General features: G+C 60.9%; 20 protein-coding genes. 10 read left to right on the top strand and 10 right to left on the bottom strand.

Translation table 11 applies throughout. The features are described from left to right. Positions 1-40 precede the first annotated feature (40 nt). From AOA60_RS14385 to AOA60_RS14360, 6 genes are all read right to left on the bottom strand, one after another. Complete coding sequence (locus AOA60_RS14385; protein WP_099584972.1) at positions 41-2,458, bottom strand: TonB-dependent receptor; 2,418 nt, start codon at positions 2,456-2,458, stop codon at positions 41-43. A 109-nt stretch (positions 2,459-2,567) separates the two neighbouring features. Further along, entirely contained in the window at positions 2,568-3,503 is a 936-nt protein-coding gene (locus AOA60_RS14380) for a glutathione S-transferase family protein (protein ID WP_099584971.1), read from the bottom strand. A gap of 75 nt (positions 3,504-3,578) precedes the next feature. After that, entirely contained in the window at positions 3,579-3,854 is a 276-nt protein-coding gene (locus AOA60_RS14375) for a GIY-YIG nuclease family protein (RefSeq protein ID WP_099585028.1), read from the bottom strand. Between the two features lie 36 nt (positions 3,855-3,890). After that, entirely contained in the window at positions 3,891-4,361 is a 471-nt protein-coding gene (locus AOA60_RS14370; protein ID WP_099584970.1) for a nuclear transport factor 2 family protein, read from the bottom strand. A 96-nt stretch (positions 4,362-4,457) separates the two neighbouring features. Continuing rightward, entirely contained in the window at positions 4,458-5,093 is a 636-nt protein-coding gene (locus tag AOA60_RS14365) for a response regulator transcription factor (RefSeq protein WP_099584969.1), read from the bottom strand. Positions 5,094-5,281: 188 nt separating this feature from the next. Continuing rightward, positions 5,282-6,088, bottom strand: a complete 807-nt coding sequence (locus AOA60_RS14360; RefSeq protein WP_099584968.1) for a response regulator — start codon at positions 6,086-6,088, stop codon at positions 5,282-5,284. Between the two features lie 307 nt (positions 6,089-6,395). Between AOA60_RS14360 and AOA60_RS14355 the strand changes: the two genes are divergently transcribed. The 8 genes from AOA60_RS14355 to AOA60_RS14320 all read left to right on the top strand — a co-directional run bounded on the left by AOA60_RS14355 (position 6,396) and on the right by AOA60_RS14320 (position 14,121). Continuing rightward, on the top strand, positions 6,396-6,995 hold the full coding sequence (locus tag AOA60_RS14355) for a DUF1120 domain-containing protein (RefSeq protein ID WP_244653796.1): 600 nt from the start codon (positions 6,396-6,398) through the stop codon (positions 6,993-6,995). Between the two features lie 48 nt (positions 6,996-7,043). Next, positions 7,044-7,658: a DUF1120 domain-containing protein gene (locus tag AOA60_RS14350; protein WP_099584966.1), complete on the top strand. Its 615-nt coding sequence runs from the start codon at positions 7,044-7,046 to the stop codon at positions 7,656-7,658. Between the two features lie 39 nt (positions 7,659-7,697). Further along, positions 7,698-8,315 carry a DUF1120 domain-containing protein gene (locus AOA60_RS14345; RefSeq protein ID WP_099584965.1) on the top strand — a complete coding sequence of 206 codons (618 nt, stop codon included), beginning with the start codon at positions 7,698-7,700 and terminating at the stop codon, positions 8,313-8,315. Between the two features lie 79 nt (positions 8,316-8,394). Next, positions 8,395-9,015 (top strand): DUF1120 domain-containing protein, encoded by a 621-nt coding sequence (locus AOA60_RS14340; RefSeq protein ID WP_256592833.1) that lies wholly within the window; start codon positions 8,395-8,397, stop codon positions 9,013-9,015. 27 nt (positions 9,016-9,042) lie between these two features. Then, the gene (locus AOA60_RS14335; RefSeq protein WP_099584964.1) at positions 9,043-9,747 is read left to right on the top strand and encodes a fimbria/pilus chaperone family protein; all 705 of its coding nucleotides are present in this window, start codon (positions 9,043-9,045) and stop codon (positions 9,745-9,747) included. Between the two features lie 156 nt (positions 9,748-9,903). After that, positions 9,904-12,303 carry a fimbria/pilus outer membrane usher protein gene (locus AOA60_RS14330; RefSeq protein WP_178075361.1) on the top strand — a complete coding sequence of 800 codons (2,400 nt, stop codon included), beginning with the start codon at positions 9,904-9,906 and terminating at the stop codon, positions 12,301-12,303. 10 nt (positions 12,304-12,313) lie between these two features. Further along, positions 12,314-13,453 carry a DUF1120 domain-containing protein gene (locus AOA60_RS14325; protein WP_178075360.1) on the top strand — a complete coding sequence of 380 codons (1,140 nt, stop codon included), beginning with the start codon at positions 12,314-12,316 and terminating at the stop codon, positions 13,451-13,453. Between the two features lie 17 nt (positions 13,454-13,470). Next, a complete protein-coding gene (locus AOA60_RS14320) occupies positions 13,471-14,121 on the top strand; it encodes a DUF1120 domain-containing protein (protein WP_099584962.1) in 651 nt (216 codons plus the stop codon). Here AOA60_RS14320 and AOA60_RS14315 read toward each other — a convergent pair. Next, a complete protein-coding gene (locus AOA60_RS14315) occupies positions 14,118-15,383 on the bottom strand; it encodes a CynX/NimT family MFS transporter (RefSeq protein ID WP_099584961.1) in 1,266 nt (421 codons plus the stop codon). The genes AOA60_RS14320 and AOA60_RS14315 overlap by 4 nt on opposite strands. A 230-nt stretch (positions 15,384-15,613) precedes the next feature. Between AOA60_RS14315 and AOA60_RS14310 the strand changes: the two genes are divergently transcribed. Beyond that, positions 15,614-15,925 carry a type II toxin-antitoxin system MqsR family toxin gene (locus AOA60_RS14310; protein ID WP_099584960.1) on the top strand — a complete coding sequence of 104 codons (312 nt, stop codon included), beginning with the start codon at positions 15,614-15,616 and terminating at the stop codon, positions 15,923-15,925. Continuing rightward, a complete protein-coding gene (locus tag AOA60_RS14305) occupies positions 15,922-16,416 on the top strand; it encodes a type II toxin-antitoxin system MqsA family antitoxin (protein ID WP_099584959.1) in 495 nt (164 codons plus the stop codon). The genes AOA60_RS14310 and AOA60_RS14305 overlap by 4 nt, the downstream gene beginning before the upstream one ends. A 58-nt stretch (positions 16,417-16,474) precedes the next feature. On the opposite strand, the gene AOA60_RS14300 is transcribed toward AOA60_RS14305, so the two are convergent. The 3 genes from AOA60_RS14300 to AOA60_RS14290 are packed head-to-tail and all read right to left on the bottom strand — an operon-like array spanning position 16,475 to position 19,540. Continuing rightward, positions 16,475-17,239, bottom strand: coding sequence for an amino acid ABC transporter ATP-binding protein (locus tag AOA60_RS14300; protein ID WP_003171943.1), 765 nt, complete (start codon positions 17,237-17,239; stop codon positions 16,475-16,477). 11 nt (positions 17,240-17,250) lie between these two features. After that, on the bottom strand, positions 17,251-18,348 hold the full coding sequence (locus tag AOA60_RS14295) for an amino acid ABC transporter permease (protein WP_099584958.1): 1,098 nt from the start codon (positions 18,346-18,348) through the stop codon (positions 17,251-17,253). Positions 18,349-18,358: 10 nt separating this feature from the next. Beyond that, complete coding sequence (locus AOA60_RS14290; protein ID WP_099584957.1) at positions 18,359-19,540, bottom strand: amino acid ABC transporter permease; 1,182 nt, start codon at positions 19,538-19,540, stop codon at positions 18,359-18,361. Positions 19,541-19,572 lie beyond the last annotated feature (32 nt).

Raw genomic sequence — 19,572 nt, 5'->3', positions numbered from 1 at the left:
CGCTAACAGCTCCGTACCTTTGTGGCGAGCGGGCTGGGGTTTAGAACTCCAGGGTGCTGGACACCGACACCTGCCGCGCATCGCCCATGGACACAAACAGGCGGCTGGCCGCCGAGGTGTAGTAGACGCGGTCGAACAGGTTCTTCACGTTGACCTGGAACTTGACCTTCTGCCCGTCGATCCGGGTGTCGTAGGTGGCGAACGCATCCGCCACGGTGTAGCCCGGCAGGTCGAAATCGTTGGCGGCGTCGCCTGCGCGCTCGCCGACATACCGCGCACCCGTGCCGACGCGCAACTGATCACCGCCGAAAATGTTGCCGAAGTCGTAGGCCACCGACAACGAGCCGGTGTGCCTGGCCACGTTTTGCAGGCGGTTGCCTTGCAGCGTCGGGTCGTTGTCCTTGATGTCTTCGGCATCGGTGAAGGCGTAGCTGCCGATCAGGCTCCACTTGTCGGTCAATTGGCCGCTGGCATCCAGTTCCAGGCCACGAGAGCGCACTTGACCGGCGATGCTGTAGACGGTGTTCGCACCAGAACCCACCGACACCAGCACGTTGCGCTTGTCGATGTTGAACAACGCCGCGCTGGCGGTGATGCGCCCAGGAATGTCGAGCTTGGCGCCCAGCTCCCACGACTTGGATTCCTCCGGCGTGAGGTCACCGGTCAGCGTACTGCCATCGGCCAAGGCAGCGATGGTGGAGTTGGGCTTGAATGATTCGGTGTAGCTGCCGTAGAACGACAGCTCATCGGTGTAGCGATACACCAGCCCCGCACGCGGCACCCAGGCCTGGCCGTTGCCGTCGGTGTTGGCCTTGAACGGCACGCCTTTGCCGGCGTATTGGTCGTACATCTGGTAGCGCGCGCCCGCCACGAATATCCACTGGTCGGTGAGGTGGATCGCGTCCTGGAAGAACAGCGAGTCACTGCGCAGCAGGTCGGTCTGGGCGCTGTCGGCGGCGCTGACCGTAGTGCCCGCGACTTCGTTGCCATACACCGGGTTGTTGTAGTTGAACGTGGTGCGCGAGGCCTGGCGAATCAGGTCCGCGCGGTAGACCTTGCGGTACTCGTCGTCCAGGCCGAACACCAAGTCATGCTGCATGCCCAGCACATTGATCTTGCCTTCCAGGCTGGCCGTGGTGAAGCGGTCGGTGGTGATCGCGCCCTGGGTGCCGTCCATCCTGCGGGTCAGGGTGCCGTTGGTGTTCACCGCGCTGACGCGCACCTGGCTGGCGTCGTAGGTTTCGCGGTTCCAGCTGTAGCCGAAGTGGGCTTTCCAGTCGTCGTTCAAGTCGTGGTCGGCTTCAAAGCGGTACAGGTCGGAACGCCCTTCCATATTGTTGAATGGCTCATCCAGACGGCGGGTGGCCGGGATGTCCAGCGGGTGGTTGGACTTGTCGATGGCCGTGCCGCGGTCGAACGGCGAAAGAAATTCGCGGTGCTCGTAGGCAAACAACAACTTGGTGGTGTCGCCGTACCAGGCCAGGGATGGCGCCACCAGCGACTCGCGGTGAGTGCCGAAGTTGCGCCAGTAGTCTTCGTCTTCATGGTCGAGGATCAGGCGATACGCCAGGCCCGAATCGCCGATGGGGCCGGTGGTGTCGAGGTTGCCGCCGCTGCCGTTCTTGCCGTCGCCGAAGGACGAGCCGCGCACGGTCAGGGACGTGGCCTGGGTCAGTTGCGGCTTTTTACTGACGATATTGACCACGCCGCCCGGGTCCTGGATGCCATACAACAGCGACGACGGGCCTTTGAGCACTTCGACCCGCTCCGCGGTTGAGTTCAATGCGCGGCCCTGCACCACCGGCATGCCATCGCGCATGATCGAGCCGTTACGGTTGTCGCCAAAGCCGCGCAGCATCACGGCGTCCTGGGTGCTGGCCAAGGTGTTGGCCTGAGTAATGCCGCTGACGTTGGCCAGGGCGTCATCCAGGTTGCGCGGGGTCTGGTCGCGCAGCACTTGGGCGGGTACCACATTGACGGTTTGCGGGGTTTCCAGCAGCAAAGCACGGGAGCGCATCACCGAACTGGTGGGCGGCGGCTGGTAGCTGGTGCTGTCCTCGGTTTGGCCGACACCGCTGATGGTGGTCGCGCCGAGGTTGAGCGCACCCTCGGTGGGCACAGGTTCCAGGGCCAGGGTGCGGGCGTCGATCTGGCGGAAGGTAAAACCGGAGTTCGCCAGCAAGTGTTGCAGGGCCTGGGTCGCGCTCATTTGCCCGCGGACCGCCGGGGCACTGAGGCCGTAAGGCGCTTCATCGGTATAGATCACGCTGATCCCGGTGACCCGGCTGAAATCGCTCAAGGCCTGGGGCAACGGTTTGGCAGCCAGGGCAAAGGTGAACTGGGCGCTTTGCTGCTCCTGCGCCTGAGCCACGCCCAGGGGCAGCAATGCCAACCCCGACACCGCTAATACCGAGGCTCCCAGCCACTGTTTAACCAAACCGCCTGCCGTCGACTTCATGCTGTGAGAACCCGTGTAGAAAGCGCCGTTAATGCGAATAGATCGCAGTTTCAAGCACTACACGGATGGGCTGGCGATTTACCTCACCTGTATTTGCAAATATTTTTATTTATTGCGCCTGAATGCGAAATCCGAAACGCGGGAAATGCACGTGAACGGTACCGGCGCGTTCGTCGGTGCGGCGCAGAATCAGTTCTTCGCGCCCAGCGAAGAGCAATTCGCCAGCGACCGGGTCGACACCGTAATCGATGGCGCTGATGGTCACTTGCTGGCCGACCTGGAAGCCATTCAAGTCCTCGAACACTTCTTCCGGCAACGGCGCCGGTGTGGCCTTCTGTGCGATTTCCAACGCCTGCTCGGCGGTCATCTGGCTCGCGGTGCCATGGCCAAAACCGAGCACACGGCCCAACCACGCCGACACGGCCGGATACGCGTCCACCAACGGCGCGGTCACCGGCGTGGCCTTGAGAAACCACAGCGGGTGGGCCAGGGCAAAGTCGGCAATCGACGGTTCGCCAAACAGGAAGTCGCCCGGCTCTCGCTGCAATTGCTGCTCCAGCCGCGCCATAATCGCCGGCCATTGATGCTTGGCCAACTCGGCCGGAAGCTTGCTCGCGGTGCCGCCGCTGAACAGCGCGGCGCGGTCGGCGAGAAACGCCTTGATCGCTTCCGGCGGCAACTTGCCAAAACGCACCGCCACCGACTCCGGCTGGAACACCAGGCTCACCGCGTGGGCAAACACCACACTGTCGGCCCAGGTGGCGAAGGTTTGGGTGATCATTTCCTGGCCCAGAGGAAACAACGCAGGTGCAATTTTTTCCTGTTCCAGGCGGCGGGCGATCAGGGCCGTGTCGCAATAAATGTCGGCGCCCACTTGCAGCACCGGGGTTTTACGATAGCCGCCCGTCAAGGCCGTCAGATCCGGTTTTGGCATCACCGGGGAGATATGCACCGAATGCCAGGACAACCCTTTGAAGCCCAGCAACAGCCGAGCTTTTTCCGCGAAGGGGGATGTGGGGTAGTGGTGCAGAATTAGCTCAGACATGCTGGGGTCCACCTAACAAATGAACCCGCAGCTTAGCGCGCATCTTGCTCAGGTGGCGTGATGGGAACCCATCAGTCAGATCAATGAACCACTCGCCGCCAGACACTCCTTCGCACTCTTCTTCAGCTTCTTGATCAAGCGTTCCTGACGCAACGCGTCGCCCTTGCTCGCGCACTGCTCGGTGTACACCAGCGCAACGGCAGGGCTGGAGAGAAAAAACCGTGCGCCCTTGCCGCTCTGATGCGAGGCAAAACGGCGCACCGGGTCGTTGCTGATGCCGCAATACAGCGAGCCATTGGCGGCGCGCACCAGGTAGACGTACCAAGGTTTGGGTTCGACGGGATCAGTCACGGCCAGGTTCAACAGACAAGTGGAACACCCAGCGTATCAACGACTGGCCTGGAATGCCTTCAAGCCTTTATTGGCCTGGGCACGCACGGCGTTTTTCACCAACGGCGTCCAACCCAACAACAGGCCCTTGGTGCCGAGTGCCTGCCGCGACCAGCGCCACAAATCAAAGTGATCGTGGTGCTCGCAAATCTTGCCGTTGCGGAACACAAACCGCGCCTGGATATCGTTGACCACGGTGTTGCCCGTGGCGCTGAACAGGTAGGTGGCGACCCAATGCGCGCCGCCGCTGTGGTCATCACTGCGCACGTTGTCGAAAGTCAGGGAGAAGTCTTTGGCGCGGGTGGTGAGCATGCGCCACATATCGCCGGCATCACGTCCGCGCAGTTCGCCGAAGGCCGGGTCGCTGAACACCACATCATCGGTGTAGCAGGCCGCCATCGCCTCGGCGTCAAGGCGCTGGAAAGCGCTGTAGAACTCGGTGATCAAAGCGTTATGGGCGTCGCTCATGGACAGGTTCCGAAAAGCCATAGGGGTTGCGTACGATAGTGCGCAAACGCGCGGAACACTATCGGCATTTACCAGGCTAATACCGCAGGCTAAGCGCTAAGGCACCATGCCACAGCTACGCGCGTAGGCGAACAGGTCCACATCGGTGGAAATGCACAGCCGATGCATCGCCGTGCTTTTCTGTTTGCTGATGGTTGAAATACTGCGATTGACCCGTGCGGCGATCTGGCTCACGGTCATGCCGCTGGCCAGCATGCGCACCACCTCCCGCTCCTTGTCCGACAGCTGCGGCTGCTGAGACTGATCCCCGGTCCCCGCCTCCACCATTTGTACTCTCAGACATTCGCTGGCAAAGGTCTTGCCTTCACTGACCGCCTTAATCGCCAGAGGCAGTTCCTTGGCCGAGGCACTCTTGGCCACAATGGCCTGTGCCCCGTGGGCAAACGACGCACGCAACGTGGCCACATTGGCGAACATCGTCACCAGAATCACCGGCAACCCCGGGTACTGGCGCTGCAACAGGCTGAGCAGGCCGTAACCGTCAGCCTGCTGGCCACCCGGCATGGCGAAATCGGTCACCAGCACATCGCAGGGTGTGCTGCCCAGCAGCCTGAGCAACTCATCGGGCCCATCGGCCTCCCCCACTACTTTGCACCGTCCATTCGCCTCGATCACGACCCGCTGCCCGATACGCACAATGGGATGATCGTCAGCAATAATTACTTGAAGCATAGGCACCCACGGATGATGGCAACTTGGACGCAGGCAAAATAGCGCCGTGGGCGATCCTCAACAACCGCTCACGACAATGAGCCGGGAGTCTCGTCCAGTGTTTGGTAGCCAATAAGCAACTCCCCACAAAACAAAAAGAAAATACCTACATAAAAAAACCGATCAACACTCGGCAAACCGTCGGCCTCCTACAGGCTGGTCAAGTAGGTGATGTAGGCCTGCAGGTCCGCCTGGAACACTTCCAGCTCGGCCCTGACCGACATCACGCCGTGAGCCTGGACCTGCTCAATCAACTCAACGCCTCTGGCCTCAAGGCCAACCCCACCCAGAAAGGCCAGACTGCCCACCAGGCGATGCAAACGCTCGGCAGTCATTGCCGTATTGCACGTGAGGCGCGCATGTTCCAGCAGTGCACTGTCCTCCCGCGCGGCGACCAGCAGGCTTGCGAGCATCATGTCCACCGCCGATTGGCTGCCGAAGGTCTGGACAAGATCAGCACGGGTGGGCCATGCCACGCCGGGCGGGGTGGGCTTGCGCACCGGCGGCAGCGCACCGGGGCCGGGCAACCAGTACAGCAACACCTTGCGCAGTTGTTGCAGCATCAGGGGTTTGCGCAGCCAGGCGTCCATGCCGGCGGCGCGACATCGTTGCTGATCGTGGAGTGTCAGGTTGGCGGTCAAGGCAATCACCGGCATGCGTGCCAGGCCGTTGATGCGCTCGCGAAGACGGATGGCGCGGGTCATCCGGTAGCCATCCATCAGGGGCATCTGGCAGTCAGTGATCACCAGATCAAAGGGCCGGCTGACGATCGCTGCCAGGGCGCTGCGCCCATCGCTGAACAGCTCAAATCCCAACCCGAGCGCCCCCAGGTACCAGCCCAGCAAGGCGCGGTAGGTGGAATGGTCTTCCACCACCAATACGGTCACATGCTGCCAATGGGCCGACAGTGCCGATTGCAGGTCAGGCACTTCGCCAGGCGGTGGGCAGGACGGCATGATCACCTCGTTGTTACGGTCGGTCCTACTGCCCTCTTTTGACATTCAAATGACTGCTTAAAAACCCACCAAGTATCCCTATGACCATTTTTATGGCGATACAACAACTACGAAAGCTCAACACTTCCTACACATGCTCGGATTTCTTCCGACGCTATTCAGTGCACTCCAGCATTGTCGTAATAGTTGTATTCCCCCCGCCTCAGGTCGCCCGATAAATTGCGCCCCTCTCCAACGTCAGGCTTTGCCCTGGCACTGTAATTCGTCTGTTTTTGCACTGGAACAACCTGAAATGAAGATGTCCCTGATGAGCACCGCCCTGTTGCTCGCGACCACTCTACCCGCCTTTGCAGCCAGCACTGTGGACCTGACCGTAAAAGGCGTGATCACCCCAAGTGCCTGTACGCCTGTAATTGCAGGCGGAGGCGTGGTCGATCACGGAAAGATCGCCTCAAAAGATCTGGTGCAGGACAACCCTACGTCCCTGCCAAGGGTTATGTTGCAATTTTCCCTCAACTGCGAAGCACCAACCCACTTCGCCATCAGGCCCATTGATAACCGCACGGGTACCTCCATCGGAGGCAGCGACTTCGGCCTTGGCCTGATTAATGGCAACAAGAAGTTGGGGAGGTTTTCCCTGACGCCAAGAAACATGATTGCTGACAACACCGCCGTTCAACCGATCGCCTCTATAGATGGCGGGCAAACATGGTATGCGGAGTGGGCCTGGGAACTACAGACCCTATGGGGCGTAGGCGCCCTGGACGACGCCAGCATGCCGATTCCGGTGAAGGACCTGACCTTGGATTTTGAAGTAGGGACCCAGATCGCACGTGCAGACCAGTTCGACTGGAGTAACGAAGAGCCCATCGATGGCTCCGGCACTCTGGAAGTGGTTTACCTGTAGCCCTAACCCCCCCGTCCATCGACCTCTTCTCACAAAGGTTCTTTATCCATGAGCACATTTGCCACTCGCGCTGCGCTGGTACTGCTATTCACGCCAACGGTGTTTGCAGCCAGTAACACGGACCTCGCCATCAAAGGAAGCATCACTCCCAGCGCCTGCGAACTCTTGATGTCGAGTGACGGCGTGGTCGATTTCGGCAAGATGTCGGCCAAGACACTCAATGCTGAACAATTCACCTCACTGCCCAACCAGTCGATGGAGTTTAGCGTGCGCTGTGAAGGCCCGACCTTTTTTACCCTGAACACCATCGACAACCGCGCCGGCAGCTCGGCCAATCATGATAACTGGCATGGGTTGGGCATGACACCCGACGGAGAGAAATTGGGGGGCGCAGCCCTTGCCTTGCGCGAGCTGGTCGCCGACGGCATACCCGCCCGCCCCATCGTCTCGGAGGACGGCGGCATGACCTGGAAAGCGGCAGTGGCGCTCAATCACGTCATGCTGACCGCTGTTGCGATGGGCAACGAACTGGTGCCCATCGCCGTCAAGAACCTGGACGCACAGCTCAGCCTTTATACCCATATCGCACCTGCCGAACGCCTGACTCTCATCGATGAAGTCCCCATGGATGGTCATGCCACTGTGCAACTCAACTATCTGTAATTACTGCAGAAAAATGCAACCGAAAGGAACTCGCCCGCCATGAAAAAAATTTTTAGCACTCTCTCTGCCTGCCTGCTACTCGCGTCCCCAGCCGCTTTTGCGGCCTCCACGGTGGACTTGGCCGTCAAAGGCCTGATCGTCCCCAGCGCCTGCACCCCTAGCCTGTCTAGCGGCGGGGTGATCGATCACGGCAAGATTTCGGCAAAAGACCTGCGCCCGGACAACCCGACGCTGATCGGCACTCACACCATGACCATCGCCGTGATATGTGATGCGCCCATTCAGTTTGCCCTGCACTCGGTCGACAACCGCGCCGGCTCAGCCACTGGTCCTACCAGCTACGGCCTGGGACTGATCAACGGCAACCAGAAACTGGGGCGGTATAACCTGATCCTGAGCAACCCGATTGCCGACAGCGTACCAGTGCAACCGATTGCCTCCAATGACGCGGGTAACACTTGGTACAGCGAGCGCTTCTGGGACCCGGGCCTGTACATGTCCGTTGCAGCCATGGATGACGACACTCAACCGCTATCCGCCAAAGAGGTCGTCATGGATATGCAGGTCGAGACCGTCATCGCCCGCACCGACAGCCTGGACCTGAGCAACGAAGTACCCATTGATGGCTCGGCCACACTTGAAGTGAAGTACCTGTAATGCCTTGCCCACCATGCCGGGGCATATGCCCGGCATGGGTTTTCCCACAGTCGTGCTTATGTGTGCCAGTGATGAACCGATGAATTCGTATGCTCGCTTTCTAGTACTGCTTTTGCCGCTAACCACCAACGAAGTAATTGCCGACTCGCTTGTCGACCTCACGGTCACTGGCAGACTCACGCCCGATGCCTGCCGCGTCGAGCTGTCCGATGAAGGCACCGTCGAACACGGCAAGATTCCCACCTACCGTCTGAACGCCTCGGCACCTACCGCACTGCCCGGGCGGGTGCTCGAATTAAGCGTGATCTGCACACGCCCCATGCTGTTTGCCCTGGTGGGTATCGACAACCGTCCGGAGTCCGCGATAACCCCCGGAACATTCGGCCTTGGAGCCAACGCTCATGTACCGGGACAACGCCTGGGGTCGGTGTCGCTCAGCTACCGCGACTCGATAGGGGATGGACAGCACATGCAGGCGTTGGCATCGATCAACAACGGCGAGACCTGGGTCCCGCAGTCCGCTGCCACACCACAGACCTATATGGGCTTTGCACTACAAGGCGAGCGCCAGCCCGACTTCATCAGCCAGTTGTTCAGCCAGCTCTGGGTCGACACGGTAATCGACGCCACAGAGCACCTGACCCTGGATCGAGACGTGCCGCTTGATGGTTCCATCGTGCTGGACTTGCGCTACCTCTAACTTTTTTGCCTCAACGGATACCCCGTCATGACGACGTTATGTTCAAACACCGCCGCCGGTTTTATCGCCCTGATGCTCTTGCTCGGCACTCAAGTCAAAGCCGACGGCATGGTGCCCGAAAGCTCTGTGGTGATCGTTCACGAAGCCGAGGGCGAGGTGGCGATTTCGGTGACCAATACCGACAGCAAACTCGCCCTGCTGCATGTGACCCTGCAAGACGTCCCCGAAGACACTGAGCCGCTGCTGGTGGTCACGCCGCCGCTGTCACGGGTGGAACCGTCCAAATCGCAACTGGTGCGTTTCATTCTGCAAAACCAGACGCCACTGAAAACCCAGCGCCTCAAGCGCGCGATTTTCGAAGGGATGCCCCAGGGCCGGGCCGCTACGCAGGCAGGCCATGCACGCGTGGGTGTGACCGTGCGCCAGAACCTTCCGGTGATCGTGCATCCAAAGGGCCTGGCACTTAACCGCACGCCCTGGACTGACCTGACCTGGTCATTGCGCGATGGCATGTTGCAGGTGCGTAACGACACGCCCTATGTGGTGCGCCTGGCACAGGAGCTGCGTTTGCTGCCCGGTGACGGCAAGGCCATGTTGCCGCGCACCTATGTGCTGCCGGGTGAAGCATTGAGCGTGCCGGCCAGCGGAGGGCCAGCTAGTAAAGTCCAGTTACAGCCAGCCACGGTGTACGGATTTGCCGTTGCGGCCTACGAAGCACCCATCACGCCCTGACCCCACAAAACAGGCGCGCCAGATGCCTGGATAACGAAGTGATAGCTCATTGACTATCACCGGAACGCCTGCGTGCGCCGGAAAAACCGGGCCTGGGCGTTCACTATTCGAGTGCCTTTCGTGAAAACAGTATTGAGTTACCGTGACGGCAAAGCCATGCCCGAAACACCGCCCCGCCCCGCCTTGCCGATCACGTTGCTGCTGTGCGCCTTGCTGCCGGCCAAAGGCTGGGCAGAGGGCGCTCCGGCGTCCGGCTTCGACGCCATAACCCTGCACCAACGGGGCATCGACCCGCAATTGGCCAGCCTGCTGCTGGATGCGCCGCGCTTTACCGCCGGGCAACATCTGGTCAGCCTGCGGGTCAACGGTCAGCAACGTGAGCGGGTGCGGGTCAGCTTTGATCAGCAGGGCACACTGTGCTTCGACCGCGCCTTGCTGGACGCCGCCAACCTGGTGGTTCCTGACGACGACCAGCACTGTCATGACTTCATCGCGCGATACCCGCAAAGCCTGGTGGAGCCTGATCCCGCCAACCTGTCGGTGCAGCTGGTAGTGCCCACCGAAGCCCTGCGGCCAACACCCCAGGATGTATCGGGTTATCAAACCGGCGGCTTTGCCGGGTTGCTCAATTACGACCTGACCGGGTTCTACAACCGCTATGGCGGTGACGCCAGCCGGTTTGGCTCGGCCAATACTGAAGTCGGCTTCAATGCCGGTGACTGGATCGTGCGCAGCCGTCAGGTGCAGACCTGGCAGGATGGCCTCTCGCGTACGACCCATCTGGAGGCCTATGCCCAGCGCACCTTTGCCAGCCATCAAGCGGTGTTGCAGGCCGGGCAGATCAACCTCTACAACCCGGTGTTGTCCGGCGCACAGATCACTGGCGTACAGGTGCTGACCGAGCAGGCCCTGCTGGAGCAAGGCCAGGGCGCGGTGATCGAAGGCATCGCCAACAGTGCGGCGCAAATCGAAGTCCGGCAGAACGGCGCGCTGATTCACTCCACCGTCGTACCCGCCGGGCCGTTTGCGCTGAACGACGTACGACGCTTGAACACCCGTTCGGACGTGGAGGTCACGGTCAAGGAAAGCGTCGGCGGCGAACGACGCTTCACCGTGCCGGCCGCCATGCTCGGCCTCGGTTTGCCTGCACCGGGTTACTCGGTCGCCGCCGGACGGGTGCGGAATATCGGCGATGCCCAGGGCGATGATCCCTGGGTGGTGAGCGCCGGCTGGACAGGCACCGTGCACCCGCAAGTGACTTTGGGCGGCGGCCTGCTGGCGGCCGATGAGTATCGCTCTGCCGGTGCCAGCCTGGGCTGGCTGCCGTGGCTGGACAGCCAGATCCAGCTGTCGACGCAACTGTCCGATGCCAGTGGCAGAGAACAGGTCAGCGGCGCACAAACCGATCTGTCCTGGTCCCAGCGCTTGAGCGAACAATGGTCATTCAGCGCGGCCAACTCCTGGCGCACCCCCGGCTATCGCGAACTCGAAGAAAGCACCTACGAACGGGACACCGGCCAGCAGCACTCACGCTATCGCGATCAACAAAGCATAACGCTCGGCTGGGCCCATCCGTGGCTCGGCGCATTCAGTGCCGGGTTTTCACGGGCCAGCCGTTTCGATGGCGACAGCAGCAGCCGTGCCTTGGCCTCCTGGGGCACCAGTGTAGGCGGCGTGTCATTGTCGGCCAGTGCCGAATGGCAAATGGGCGGGCGCCAGCAACAGGACAATGCGGTGTACCTGAACATCAGTGCACCACTGGGCGAAAATCGCCGGGTGCGTGGCTGGGTGCGTAACTCTGCCGGTGAGAACCGCACCGGTATGGGCGTCACTGAACAGTTGGACGATCAACTCAGCTATCGGGTCAGCGCCGAACACGACAGCCGCGACCGTCAAGTGGAAACCACCTTGGGCGTGTCGGCACTGCCGCGCTACAGCCAGTTGGACGTCAGCTACAGCCGCTCCGACAGCGAGCGCTCCAGCTATCAAGGCGGCGCACGTGGCGGAGTGGTGATGCACGGCGACGGCGTGACGTTTTCACCCTACCCCGTGCGCGACACCTTCGCCCTGGTGTCGGTGGGCGACATGAGCGGCGTCAAGCTCAGCACCCCCAGCGGCCCGGTCTGGACCGACTGGCAAGGCCAGGCGGTGGTGCCTCAGGTCAACGCCTACGGCCGCAGCCTGGTGGAAGTGCAGACCCGTTCGTTGCCGCGCAATGCCGACATCAGCAACGGCCTGGCGATGATCTCGGCCGGGCGCGGTGCCGTGGACCGGGTCGAGTTTGGCGTGGGCCTGACGCGCCGCGCCCTGCTCACAGTCAGCACTGACCAGGGCGCACCGCTGCCCACGGGGGCCTCCGTCAGCAGCGCGCGTGGCGAGTTTGTCACCCTGGTCCAGGAAGGCAGCCAGGTGTTCTTGCCCAATGTGCTTGAGCAGCCAGCCTTATGGATTACCCGAGCGGACGGCAGCCGCTGCCAGTTGCGCTTCGAACTGCCGGAAAAAGCAGACCCCTCGGTGTATTTCGAAACCGCACCCGCCCGCTGCCATCAACCTTGAGGACACTGCCATGCCCCTTGTCACCCGTCTGCATCAACTGAGCCTGTGGCTATTGATTGGCGTTGCCGGCACCGCCCTGGCTGCGGACGAATGCCAATTGAATGTGAGCGAACCCTTGGTGGATTTCGGCCTGATGAGCCGCCTCGCCCAGGACGACAGCGCGGCTGAACGCTTGCTGGGCGAGCGCCGCCTGAGCCTGAGCTTCACCTGCCCCAAGGCCGACGACATGAGCCTGTTCTACCGCGCCCTGGCCGCCAATGCGCAGCGTCTGCAATTGACCGAGCACGGCAGCTACGCCGTCGAAGCCGGCCATGCCGTGCTCGATGGACACCGCGTGGAACTGGGCCTGCTCCCCGCACCTGGCCAGCCACCGTTGACCAGCGCGACAGCTCTGGACTGGCTTCCCGCTCATGGCATCGCACCCGTGCAACGAGGTGCGGTCGTCACCGGCCAGAATCTGTCGGTGCAACTGACCCTGCGCGCCTGGGCCGACCCGGCCGCCACCCAAGTACGGGATGCCACCACCTGGGAAGCCACCGGGACGCTCTATAGCCCCCAGCATGGCCGCTCTCGCGAACTGAACCTGCGTGCGCACTTCGCCCCCGTGGCCTGCCAACCCACGCTGTCGGATCACGGCATCGTGGACTACGGCACCTTGCTGGCCAAAGACTTGAATACCACCCTCGAAACGCCTTTGCCCGGCAGAACCTTGCGTTTTAGCGTGATGTGCGACGCCGCTACGCGTTTTGCCCTGCGCATGCATGACAACCGCCAGGGCTCGGCCACCGGCGGTATCGATGAGACCGCCTATGGCCTGGACCTGGATGCCAGCCACAATAAAATCGGGCGCTTCTATCTGACAATCGACCCAGGTGAATTCAACGCCGACACCTTCAGGACCCTGTACCGCACCGACTCCACCAGCAATGGCGCGGCGTGGAGCAGTTCCAGCCAACGGCAAATCCCCATGGCCGCCAACAGCTACATGGGCTTTACCGACAAGGCCGGCAACACCCAGGGCCCGATCGCGCTGCGCAACCTGTCCGGTACGGTGCGCATCAAAACCTACCTGGCGCCCACTCAATCCCTGGACCTGCGCCACGTAGTGCGCATCAACGGCTCCGGCACCCTCGAAATCATCTACCTGTAACCCTTGGGATCAGCCTCATGAAAAAGCACGACATCGCCCTTTTCACCCTGCTGCTGCTCGGTAGTACGCCCAATGCACAGGCCGCTTCGATCGTGGATCTGGCGGTCAAGGGTCGGATCACGCCCACCGCGTGCAACCCATTACTGTCCAACGGTGCAATGATCGACTACGGCAAAATGTCCCACCAAGACCTGAGCCCGGACAAAAGCACCCGTCTGCCGGTCAAGCTGCTGCAAGTCAGCATCGACTGTAGCGCGCCAAGCCGTTTCGCCTTGCGCATGCACGACAATCGGGACGGCTCGGCCATGGTCAACAGCGAGATTTACTACGGCCTGGGCTTGGACAAGAGCGGCAACCGCATCGGCCTGTATTCCTTGACCTTCGACCCTCGCCAGACTCAAGTTGACAGCACCACGCAGGTCTACGGCACCGAGTCCACCACGGGTGGGCTGGCCTGGCGTACCGCCAACCTCAACCCGATCAACATTGGCGCCAACAGCTACCTGGGCTTCACCGCCATCGCCGGCAGCACGGCCGGGCCGTCGGCGATCCAGGAGCTGATCAGCACGGTCAAGGTCGAGACCGTTATCAACGCCACGCAAAACCTGGACCTGAGCAGCGACACCCGACTCGATGGCCTGGCCACCTTGGAGGTCGTGTACCTCTAGCGTTTCTCGCTGTTGACTTGCACATACCGCGCACGCCCGGCGCCCAGCCCAGCGATGATTGCGCCCAGGCCGATCACCGCGAAAATCCAGCCGATGGCCGCCCAGCCACCGGTCCAGTCATGCATCAGCCCAACCGCCAACGGGCCGAGGGATGCCAGGGTGTACCCGATGCCCTGGGCCATGCTCGACAGGTTGGCCGCCACATGGGCATCTCGCGAACGCAACACGATTAAGGTCAGCGCCAGGCTGAAGGTGCCGCCCTGCCCCAGGCCGAGCAGAATCGCCCAGCCCCACAAACCGTCCAAAGGCGCATACAGGCAACCGAACAGCCCGCCCAACGTCAGCAGCATCACCACCAGGATTGCCAGGCGCTGGTCTTTGCCACGAGTGGCCAGCCACGGGGCGGCCAGGGAACTCAATAGCTGCACGATAATGGAGCCAGACAGCGCCAACCCTGCTTCGGTGGCACTCAAGCCTCGGTCAATCAGGATCGAAGGCAACCAGCCGAACACGATATAGGCCAGGGACGATTGCAGCCCCATGTACAGGGTCACCTGCCAGGCCAGCGGATCACGCAACAAGCCCTTGACCCGATACGCGACACGGTGAGCGCCGTGTTTCTGTCCGATCTGCGGCAACCAGAACAGCGCCGCCATCAGCGCCGGCAGCATCCAGAAGCCCAGGCCCACAGTCCAGTTGTCGCCGAAATAGTGACTCAACGGCACCGTCGCCCCCGCCGCCAGCGCTGCACCCAGGCACAGCGCCATGGTGTAGACGCCCGTCATGGTGCCCGCGTGCTTGGCGAAATCGCGCTTGACGATACCCGGCAGCAACACGCCGATGATGCCGATGCTTGCGCCGGCGATCAGGCTGCCGACGAACAGACCGACCTCGCCGAAGGAACTGCGCAGGATGATACCGGCAGCCAGTGTCAGCAAAATCCCCAGCACCACGCGCTCAGCGCCAAAACGCCGCGCCAGGATCGGAGCCATGGGCGCAAACAGCCCCAGGCACAGCACGGGCAAGGTGGTCAGCAGACCGGCCTTGGCCGCCGACAAGCCCAGGCTGCTGGATACGTCACCGAGCACCGGCGCCATGCTGGACAGCGCCGGACGCAGGTTCAGCGCCACCAGCACCAGGCCCAACAGCAACAGCCAGGGGCGGTTCACCGTCGCAGGCGCGTGCTGCACGACGTCATCGTCGGCTTCGGCGTCAATCAACAGTTCTTCGAGTTCGGTCGTGTGTTTGGATGGAAGGTTCATTGATCAACTATCGGCAGATGGATTTGGCACGGGGTCCACCAGGCGTCAGACCGACGCTGGTCGTCTGTCGTGGGATGCGGACTTTCGCCCAACCATAGGATGAATTTTCCTACAGCCTATTCAGCGCTGCCTACAAAGGCAACGCACTACGGTTCTTAGGCAGGAAAAGGAGCAGTATTTTCGATTGGTAAAATTACCCTTAGAGGGTAATTATTCGGCTCAGGTGTCTTATGGAAAAGTACACACCTCATTACGATCTGGCGGGGATAAAGGCGGATGTCAGGCGGCTTGGAAGGAAGGCGTTTACCCGCACTGCAGAAGAGTGCGGCGATGCTCTTGGCCTTAGTATCAAGGATATGCAGGAGGTCATCTATGAGCTGCAGAACTGGATGCTGCACAAGTCGATGACCACCTATGGAGACCATCGAGTTTGGCAAGATGTGTATCACATCCACTCAAAAGGTAAGGAGATTTACATCAAGGTCACATACCGCACTGACGGTAGGCCTCCGGTAGTCTCCTTCAAGGAGAAAAACCCATGAAAGAAAAAGAGCTTTGCTACATCTGTGGCGCTCCTGATGCGTTGAGCTATTACGAGGGACGCAGTGAAACCATCCGCATCAAAGGCATGGAGCGTCGGGTCGATAATCTTTCAGGCTGGGAATGCGAGGTGTGTGGCGACGGTTTCTGGGATCCCGACAACGACAGCGCTGACCGTTACGGCGAAGCGAAAGACGAACTCACCCTCGCCGCTCGGAAAATGATCGGCGCCGAGATTAAACGTACCCGCCGCAAACTGCACCTTACGCAAAAAGAGGCAGTAGATTTGCTGTCCGGGGCCGGCCACAACGCATTCTCTCGCTACGAACGCGGCGAGCTTCTTGCGCCCAAGCCCTTAGTGCTACTGATTCGGTTGTTGGATCGCCATCCGCATTTGCTGGCGCAAGCAAGAATTCTGGCCGAAGGTGCTGATTTGCGTGGCGCTTTCACCTATACCGTCCACGACGAGACTGAAACGCTGAAAGCCTCATAAATCACAAATAATAAACCCGGCGCCAAGGCCGGGTTTATTTTCAAGCATCATCTATCGATCAATGCAAAATCTGGCTCAAGAACAACTTGGTCCGGTCATTCTGCGGGTTGTCGAAGAAGTCATTCGGCGCTGCCTGTTCCACGATCTCGCCCTTGTCCATGAAGATCACGCGGTTGGCCACGGTGCGGGCGAAGCCCATTTCGTGGGTCACGCACAACATGGTCATGCCGTCTTCGGCCAGGCCGATCATGGTGTCGAGTACTTCCTTCACCATTTCCGGGTCCAGCGCCGAGGTTGGCTCGTCGAACAGCATGATTTTCGGCTTCATGCACAGGGCGCGGGCAATCGCCACACGCTGTTGCTGGCCGCCGGACAGTTGCCCCGGAAACTTGTGGGCCTGCTCCGGAATGCGCACGCGCTCCAGGTAGTGCATGGCGATTTCTTCGGCCTTGCGCTTGGGCATCTTGCGCACCCACATCGGTGCCAGCGTGCAGTTCTGCAGGATGGTCAGGTGCGGGAACAGGTTGAAGTGCTGGAACACCATGCCGACTTCACGGCGGATCGCTTCGATCTGCTTGAGGTCGTTGGTCAGTTCCACGCCATCGACCACGATGCGGCCCTGCTGGTGCTCTTCCAGACGGTTGAGGCAGCGGATGGTGGTGGACTTGCCCGAACCCGACGGGCCGCACAGCACGATACGCTCGCCCTGCTTGACGTTGAGGTTGATGTCTTTCAACACGTGGAACTGGCCGTACCACTTGTTGACGCCCTGCATCTGGATAATGCCTTCAGGGCTCACAGGCTGTTTGATTGCTTCGCTCATAACAACAACTCCTAACGCTTGTGGCCTGTGTCGAGCTTGTGTTCCAAATGAATGGAATAGCGCGACATACCAAAACAGAAAATCCAGAACACCAGGGCGGCGAACACGTAGCCTTCAGTGGCCATGCCCAGCCATTTCGGGTCGGCGGCGGCTTGCTTGACGCTGTTGAGCAGGTCGAACAGGCCGATGATGATCACCAGGCTGGTGTCCTTGAACAGCGCAATAAACGTGTTGACGATACCGGGGATCACCAGCTTCAGGGCTTGCGGCAGAATCACCAGGCCCATGCTGCGCCAGTAACCGAGGCCCATCGCCGCAGCCGCTTCGTACTGACCTTTGGGAATCGCCTGCAAGCCACCGCGCACCACTTCGGCCACATAGGCCGACTGGAACAGGATCACGCCGATCAACGCCCGCAGCAGCTTGTCGATGCCCATGCCTTCCGGCAGGAACAGCGGCAGCATCACCGAGGACATGAACAGCACGGTGATCAACGGCACGCCGCGCCAGAATTCGATGAAGGTCACGCAGACCACACGAATCGCCGGCATGTTCGAACGCCGTCCCAACGCCAGCACGATGCCCAGGGGCAAGGCGCCGGCGATACCGACAGTGGCGATCACCAGGGTCAGCATCAAGCCGCCCCATTGGCTGGTCGCCACGTTGGCCAGGCCAAAGATGCCGCCGTGCAACAGGAAGTAGGCGATGATCGGGTACAGCACCAGGAAGCCCAGGCCGTAGATCGCCTTGCGCTGAAAGCGCGAGATGAACAACGGCGCCACGCCAACGATGGCCAGCCACACGGTCAGGTCTACGCGCCAGCGCAGGTCGCCGGGGTAGTAGCCGTACATGAACTGCCCGAAGCGCTGTTGGATAAACACCCAGCAGGCGCCCTCTTTGGTGCAATCGGCGCGTGTCGTGCCGACCCAGTTCGCATCAAGGATGGCCCAATGCAGGATCGGCGGTACTACCAGGTAGACCAGGTACAGCGACAGCAAGGTCAGCAGGGTGTTGAGCCAACTGGAAAACAGGTTGGCGCGCATCCATGCCACCGGGCCGAAGACTTTGTTCGGCGGCGGCATATCAGGTTTGAACGTATGCGTACTCATGGGCGTTTCCTCACCGCTCGATCAGCGCAATGCGCTTGTTGTACCAGTTCATCAGCAGGGAAATGCTGATGCTGATCGCCAGGTACACGCTCATGGTGATGGCAATGACTTCGATGGCCTGGCCGGTCTGGTTGAGCACCGTGCCGGCAAACAGCGAAACCATTTCCGGGTAACCGATACCGGCGGCCAACGACGAGTTTTTTGCCAGGTTCAGGTATTGGCTGGTCAGCGGCGGAATGATCACCCGCAAGGCTTGCGGGATGATGACCTTGCGCAGCGTCGGCCCAGGGCGCAGGCCCAGGGAGCGCGCAGCTTCGGTCTGGCCGTGGCTGACGGACTTGATGCCCGAACGCACGATCTCGGCGATAAACGCTGCCGTATAAACAGTCAGTGCCAGGGTCAGTGCCAGCAGTTCAGGAATCAGCACCCAGCCGCCGACAAAGTTGAAGCCTTGCAGCTTGGGCATTTCCCAGTGCAACGGTGCACCGAAGATCAGGGCGCACAACGCCGGGATCACGATGAACAGCGCCAGGCCCGCCCAGAACTTGTGGAACGGAACGCCAGTGGCTTCAAAGCGCTTGTTGGCCCAACGCGCCATCAGCACTATTGCCACGATCGCCACCACCACGCTGGCCACAAAGGGCCAGAACCCGTCAGCGGCCAGCGCTGCCGGCATGTTCAGGCCTCGGCTGCTGACAAAGAAGGTGTCACCGAAGTTATGGCTATTGCGCGGCCCCGGCATGGTCAGGAACACCGCGAAGTACCAGAACAGGATCTGCAGCAACGGCGGAATGTTGCGGAACACTTCCACGTACACCGTCGCCAGCTTGTTGATCATCCAGTTCGGCGACAGGCGCGCCACGCCGATGATGAAGCCGAGCAAGGTTGCCAGGACCACACCAATCACGGTCACCAGCAAGGTATTGAGCAGGCCGATTACAAAGACGCGGGCATAGCTGTCCGATTCGGTGTAGTCGATCAAGTGCTGCGCGATGCCAAAGCCGGCACTGCGCTCAAGAAAGTCGAAACCCGAGGTAATGCCCCGGTGTTGAAGGTTGGTCTGGGTATTGTTGAAGAGGTACCAGCCCAGCGAGACCACCGCCACAATCGTGATGATCTGGAAGAGCCACGCACGCACTTTGGGATCGCTGAAGCTGAGCTTCTGCTTTGGTGCGCCGATTTGATTTTGCATGAAGTGCCCCGGAAAGAATGGAACAGAACATC

The sequence above is a fragment of the Pseudomonas sp. 2822-17 genome, assembly GCF_002742485.1.
GTDB classification, from domain to species: domain Bacteria; phylum Pseudomonadota; class Gammaproteobacteria; order Pseudomonadales; family Pseudomonadaceae; genus Aquipseudomonas; species Aquipseudomonas cyclaminis.
The sequence above is the reverse complement of the archived record's forward strand: the minus strand, read 5'-3'. Positions and strand labels throughout refer to the sequence as shown.

Bases quoted from the DNA above. Each gene is read 5' to 3' on its own strand.
- AOA60_RS14310 (WP_099584960.1), top strand. From the start codon at position 15,614: ATGGAAAAGTACACACCTCATTACGATCTGGCGGGGATAAAGGCGGAT.
- AOA60_RS14305 (WP_099584959.1), top strand. From the start codon at position 15,922: ATGAAAGAAAAAGAGCTTTGCTACATCTGTGGCGCTCCTGATGCGTTG.
- AOA60_RS14290 (WP_099584957.1), bottom strand. From the start codon at position 19,540: ATGCAAAATCAAATCGGCGCACCAAAGCAGAAGCTCAGCTTCAGCGAT.
- AOA60_RS14350 (WP_099584966.1), top strand. From the start codon at position 7,044: ATGAGCACATTTGCCACTCGCGCTGCGCTGGTACTGCTATTCACGCCA.
- AOA60_RS14385 (WP_099584972.1), bottom strand. From the start codon at position 2,458: ATGAAGTCGACGGCAGGCGGTTTGGTTAAACAGTGGCTGGGAGCCTCG.
- AOA60_RS14365 (WP_099584969.1), bottom strand. From the start codon at position 5,093: ATGCTTCAAGTAATTATTGCTGACGATCATCCCATTGTGCGTATCGGG.
- AOA60_RS14300 (WP_003171943.1), bottom strand. From the start codon at position 17,239: ATGAGCGAAGCAATCAAACAGCCTGTGAGCCCTGAAGGCATTATCCAG.
- AOA60_RS14370 (WP_099584970.1), bottom strand. From the start codon at position 4,361: ATGAGCGACGCCCATAACGCTTTGATCACCGAGTTCTACAGCGCTTTC.
- AOA60_RS14330 (WP_178075361.1), top strand. From the start codon at position 9,904: ATGCCCGAAACACCGCCCCGCCCCGCCTTGCCGATCACGTTGCTGCTG.
- AOA60_RS14340 (WP_256592833.1), top strand. From the start codon at position 8,395: ATGAATTCGTATGCTCGCTTTCTAGTACTGCTTTTGCCGCTAACCACC.
- AOA60_RS14380 (WP_099584971.1), bottom strand. From the start codon at position 3,503: ATGTCTGAGCTAATTCTGCACCACTACCCCACATCCCCCTTCGCGGAA.
- AOA60_RS14295 (WP_099584958.1), bottom strand. From the start codon at position 18,348: ATGAGTACGCATACGTTCAAACCTGATATGCCGCCGCCGAACAAAGTC.
- AOA60_RS14345 (WP_099584965.1), top strand. From the start codon at position 7,698: ATGAAAAAAATTTTTAGCACTCTCTCTGCCTGCCTGCTACTCGCGTCC.
- AOA60_RS14360 (WP_099584968.1), bottom strand. From the start codon at position 6,088: ATGCCGTCCTGCCCACCGCCTGGCGAAGTGCCTGACCTGCAATCGGCA.
- AOA60_RS14315 (WP_099584961.1), bottom strand. From the start codon at position 15,383: ATGAACCTTCCATCCAAACACACGACCGAACTCGAAGAACTGTTGATT.
- AOA60_RS14320 (WP_099584962.1), top strand. From the start codon at position 13,471: ATGAAAAAGCACGACATCGCCCTTTTCACCCTGCTGCTGCTCGGTAGT.
- AOA60_RS14335 (WP_099584964.1), top strand. From the start codon at position 9,043: ATGACGACGTTATGTTCAAACACCGCCGCCGGTTTTATCGCCCTGATG.
- AOA60_RS14325 (WP_178075360.1), top strand. From the start codon at position 12,314: ATGCCCCTTGTCACCCGTCTGCATCAACTGAGCCTGTGGCTATTGATT.
- AOA60_RS14355 (WP_244653796.1), top strand. From the start codon at position 6,396: ATGAGCACCGCCCTGTTGCTCGCGACCACTCTACCCGCCTTTGCAGCC.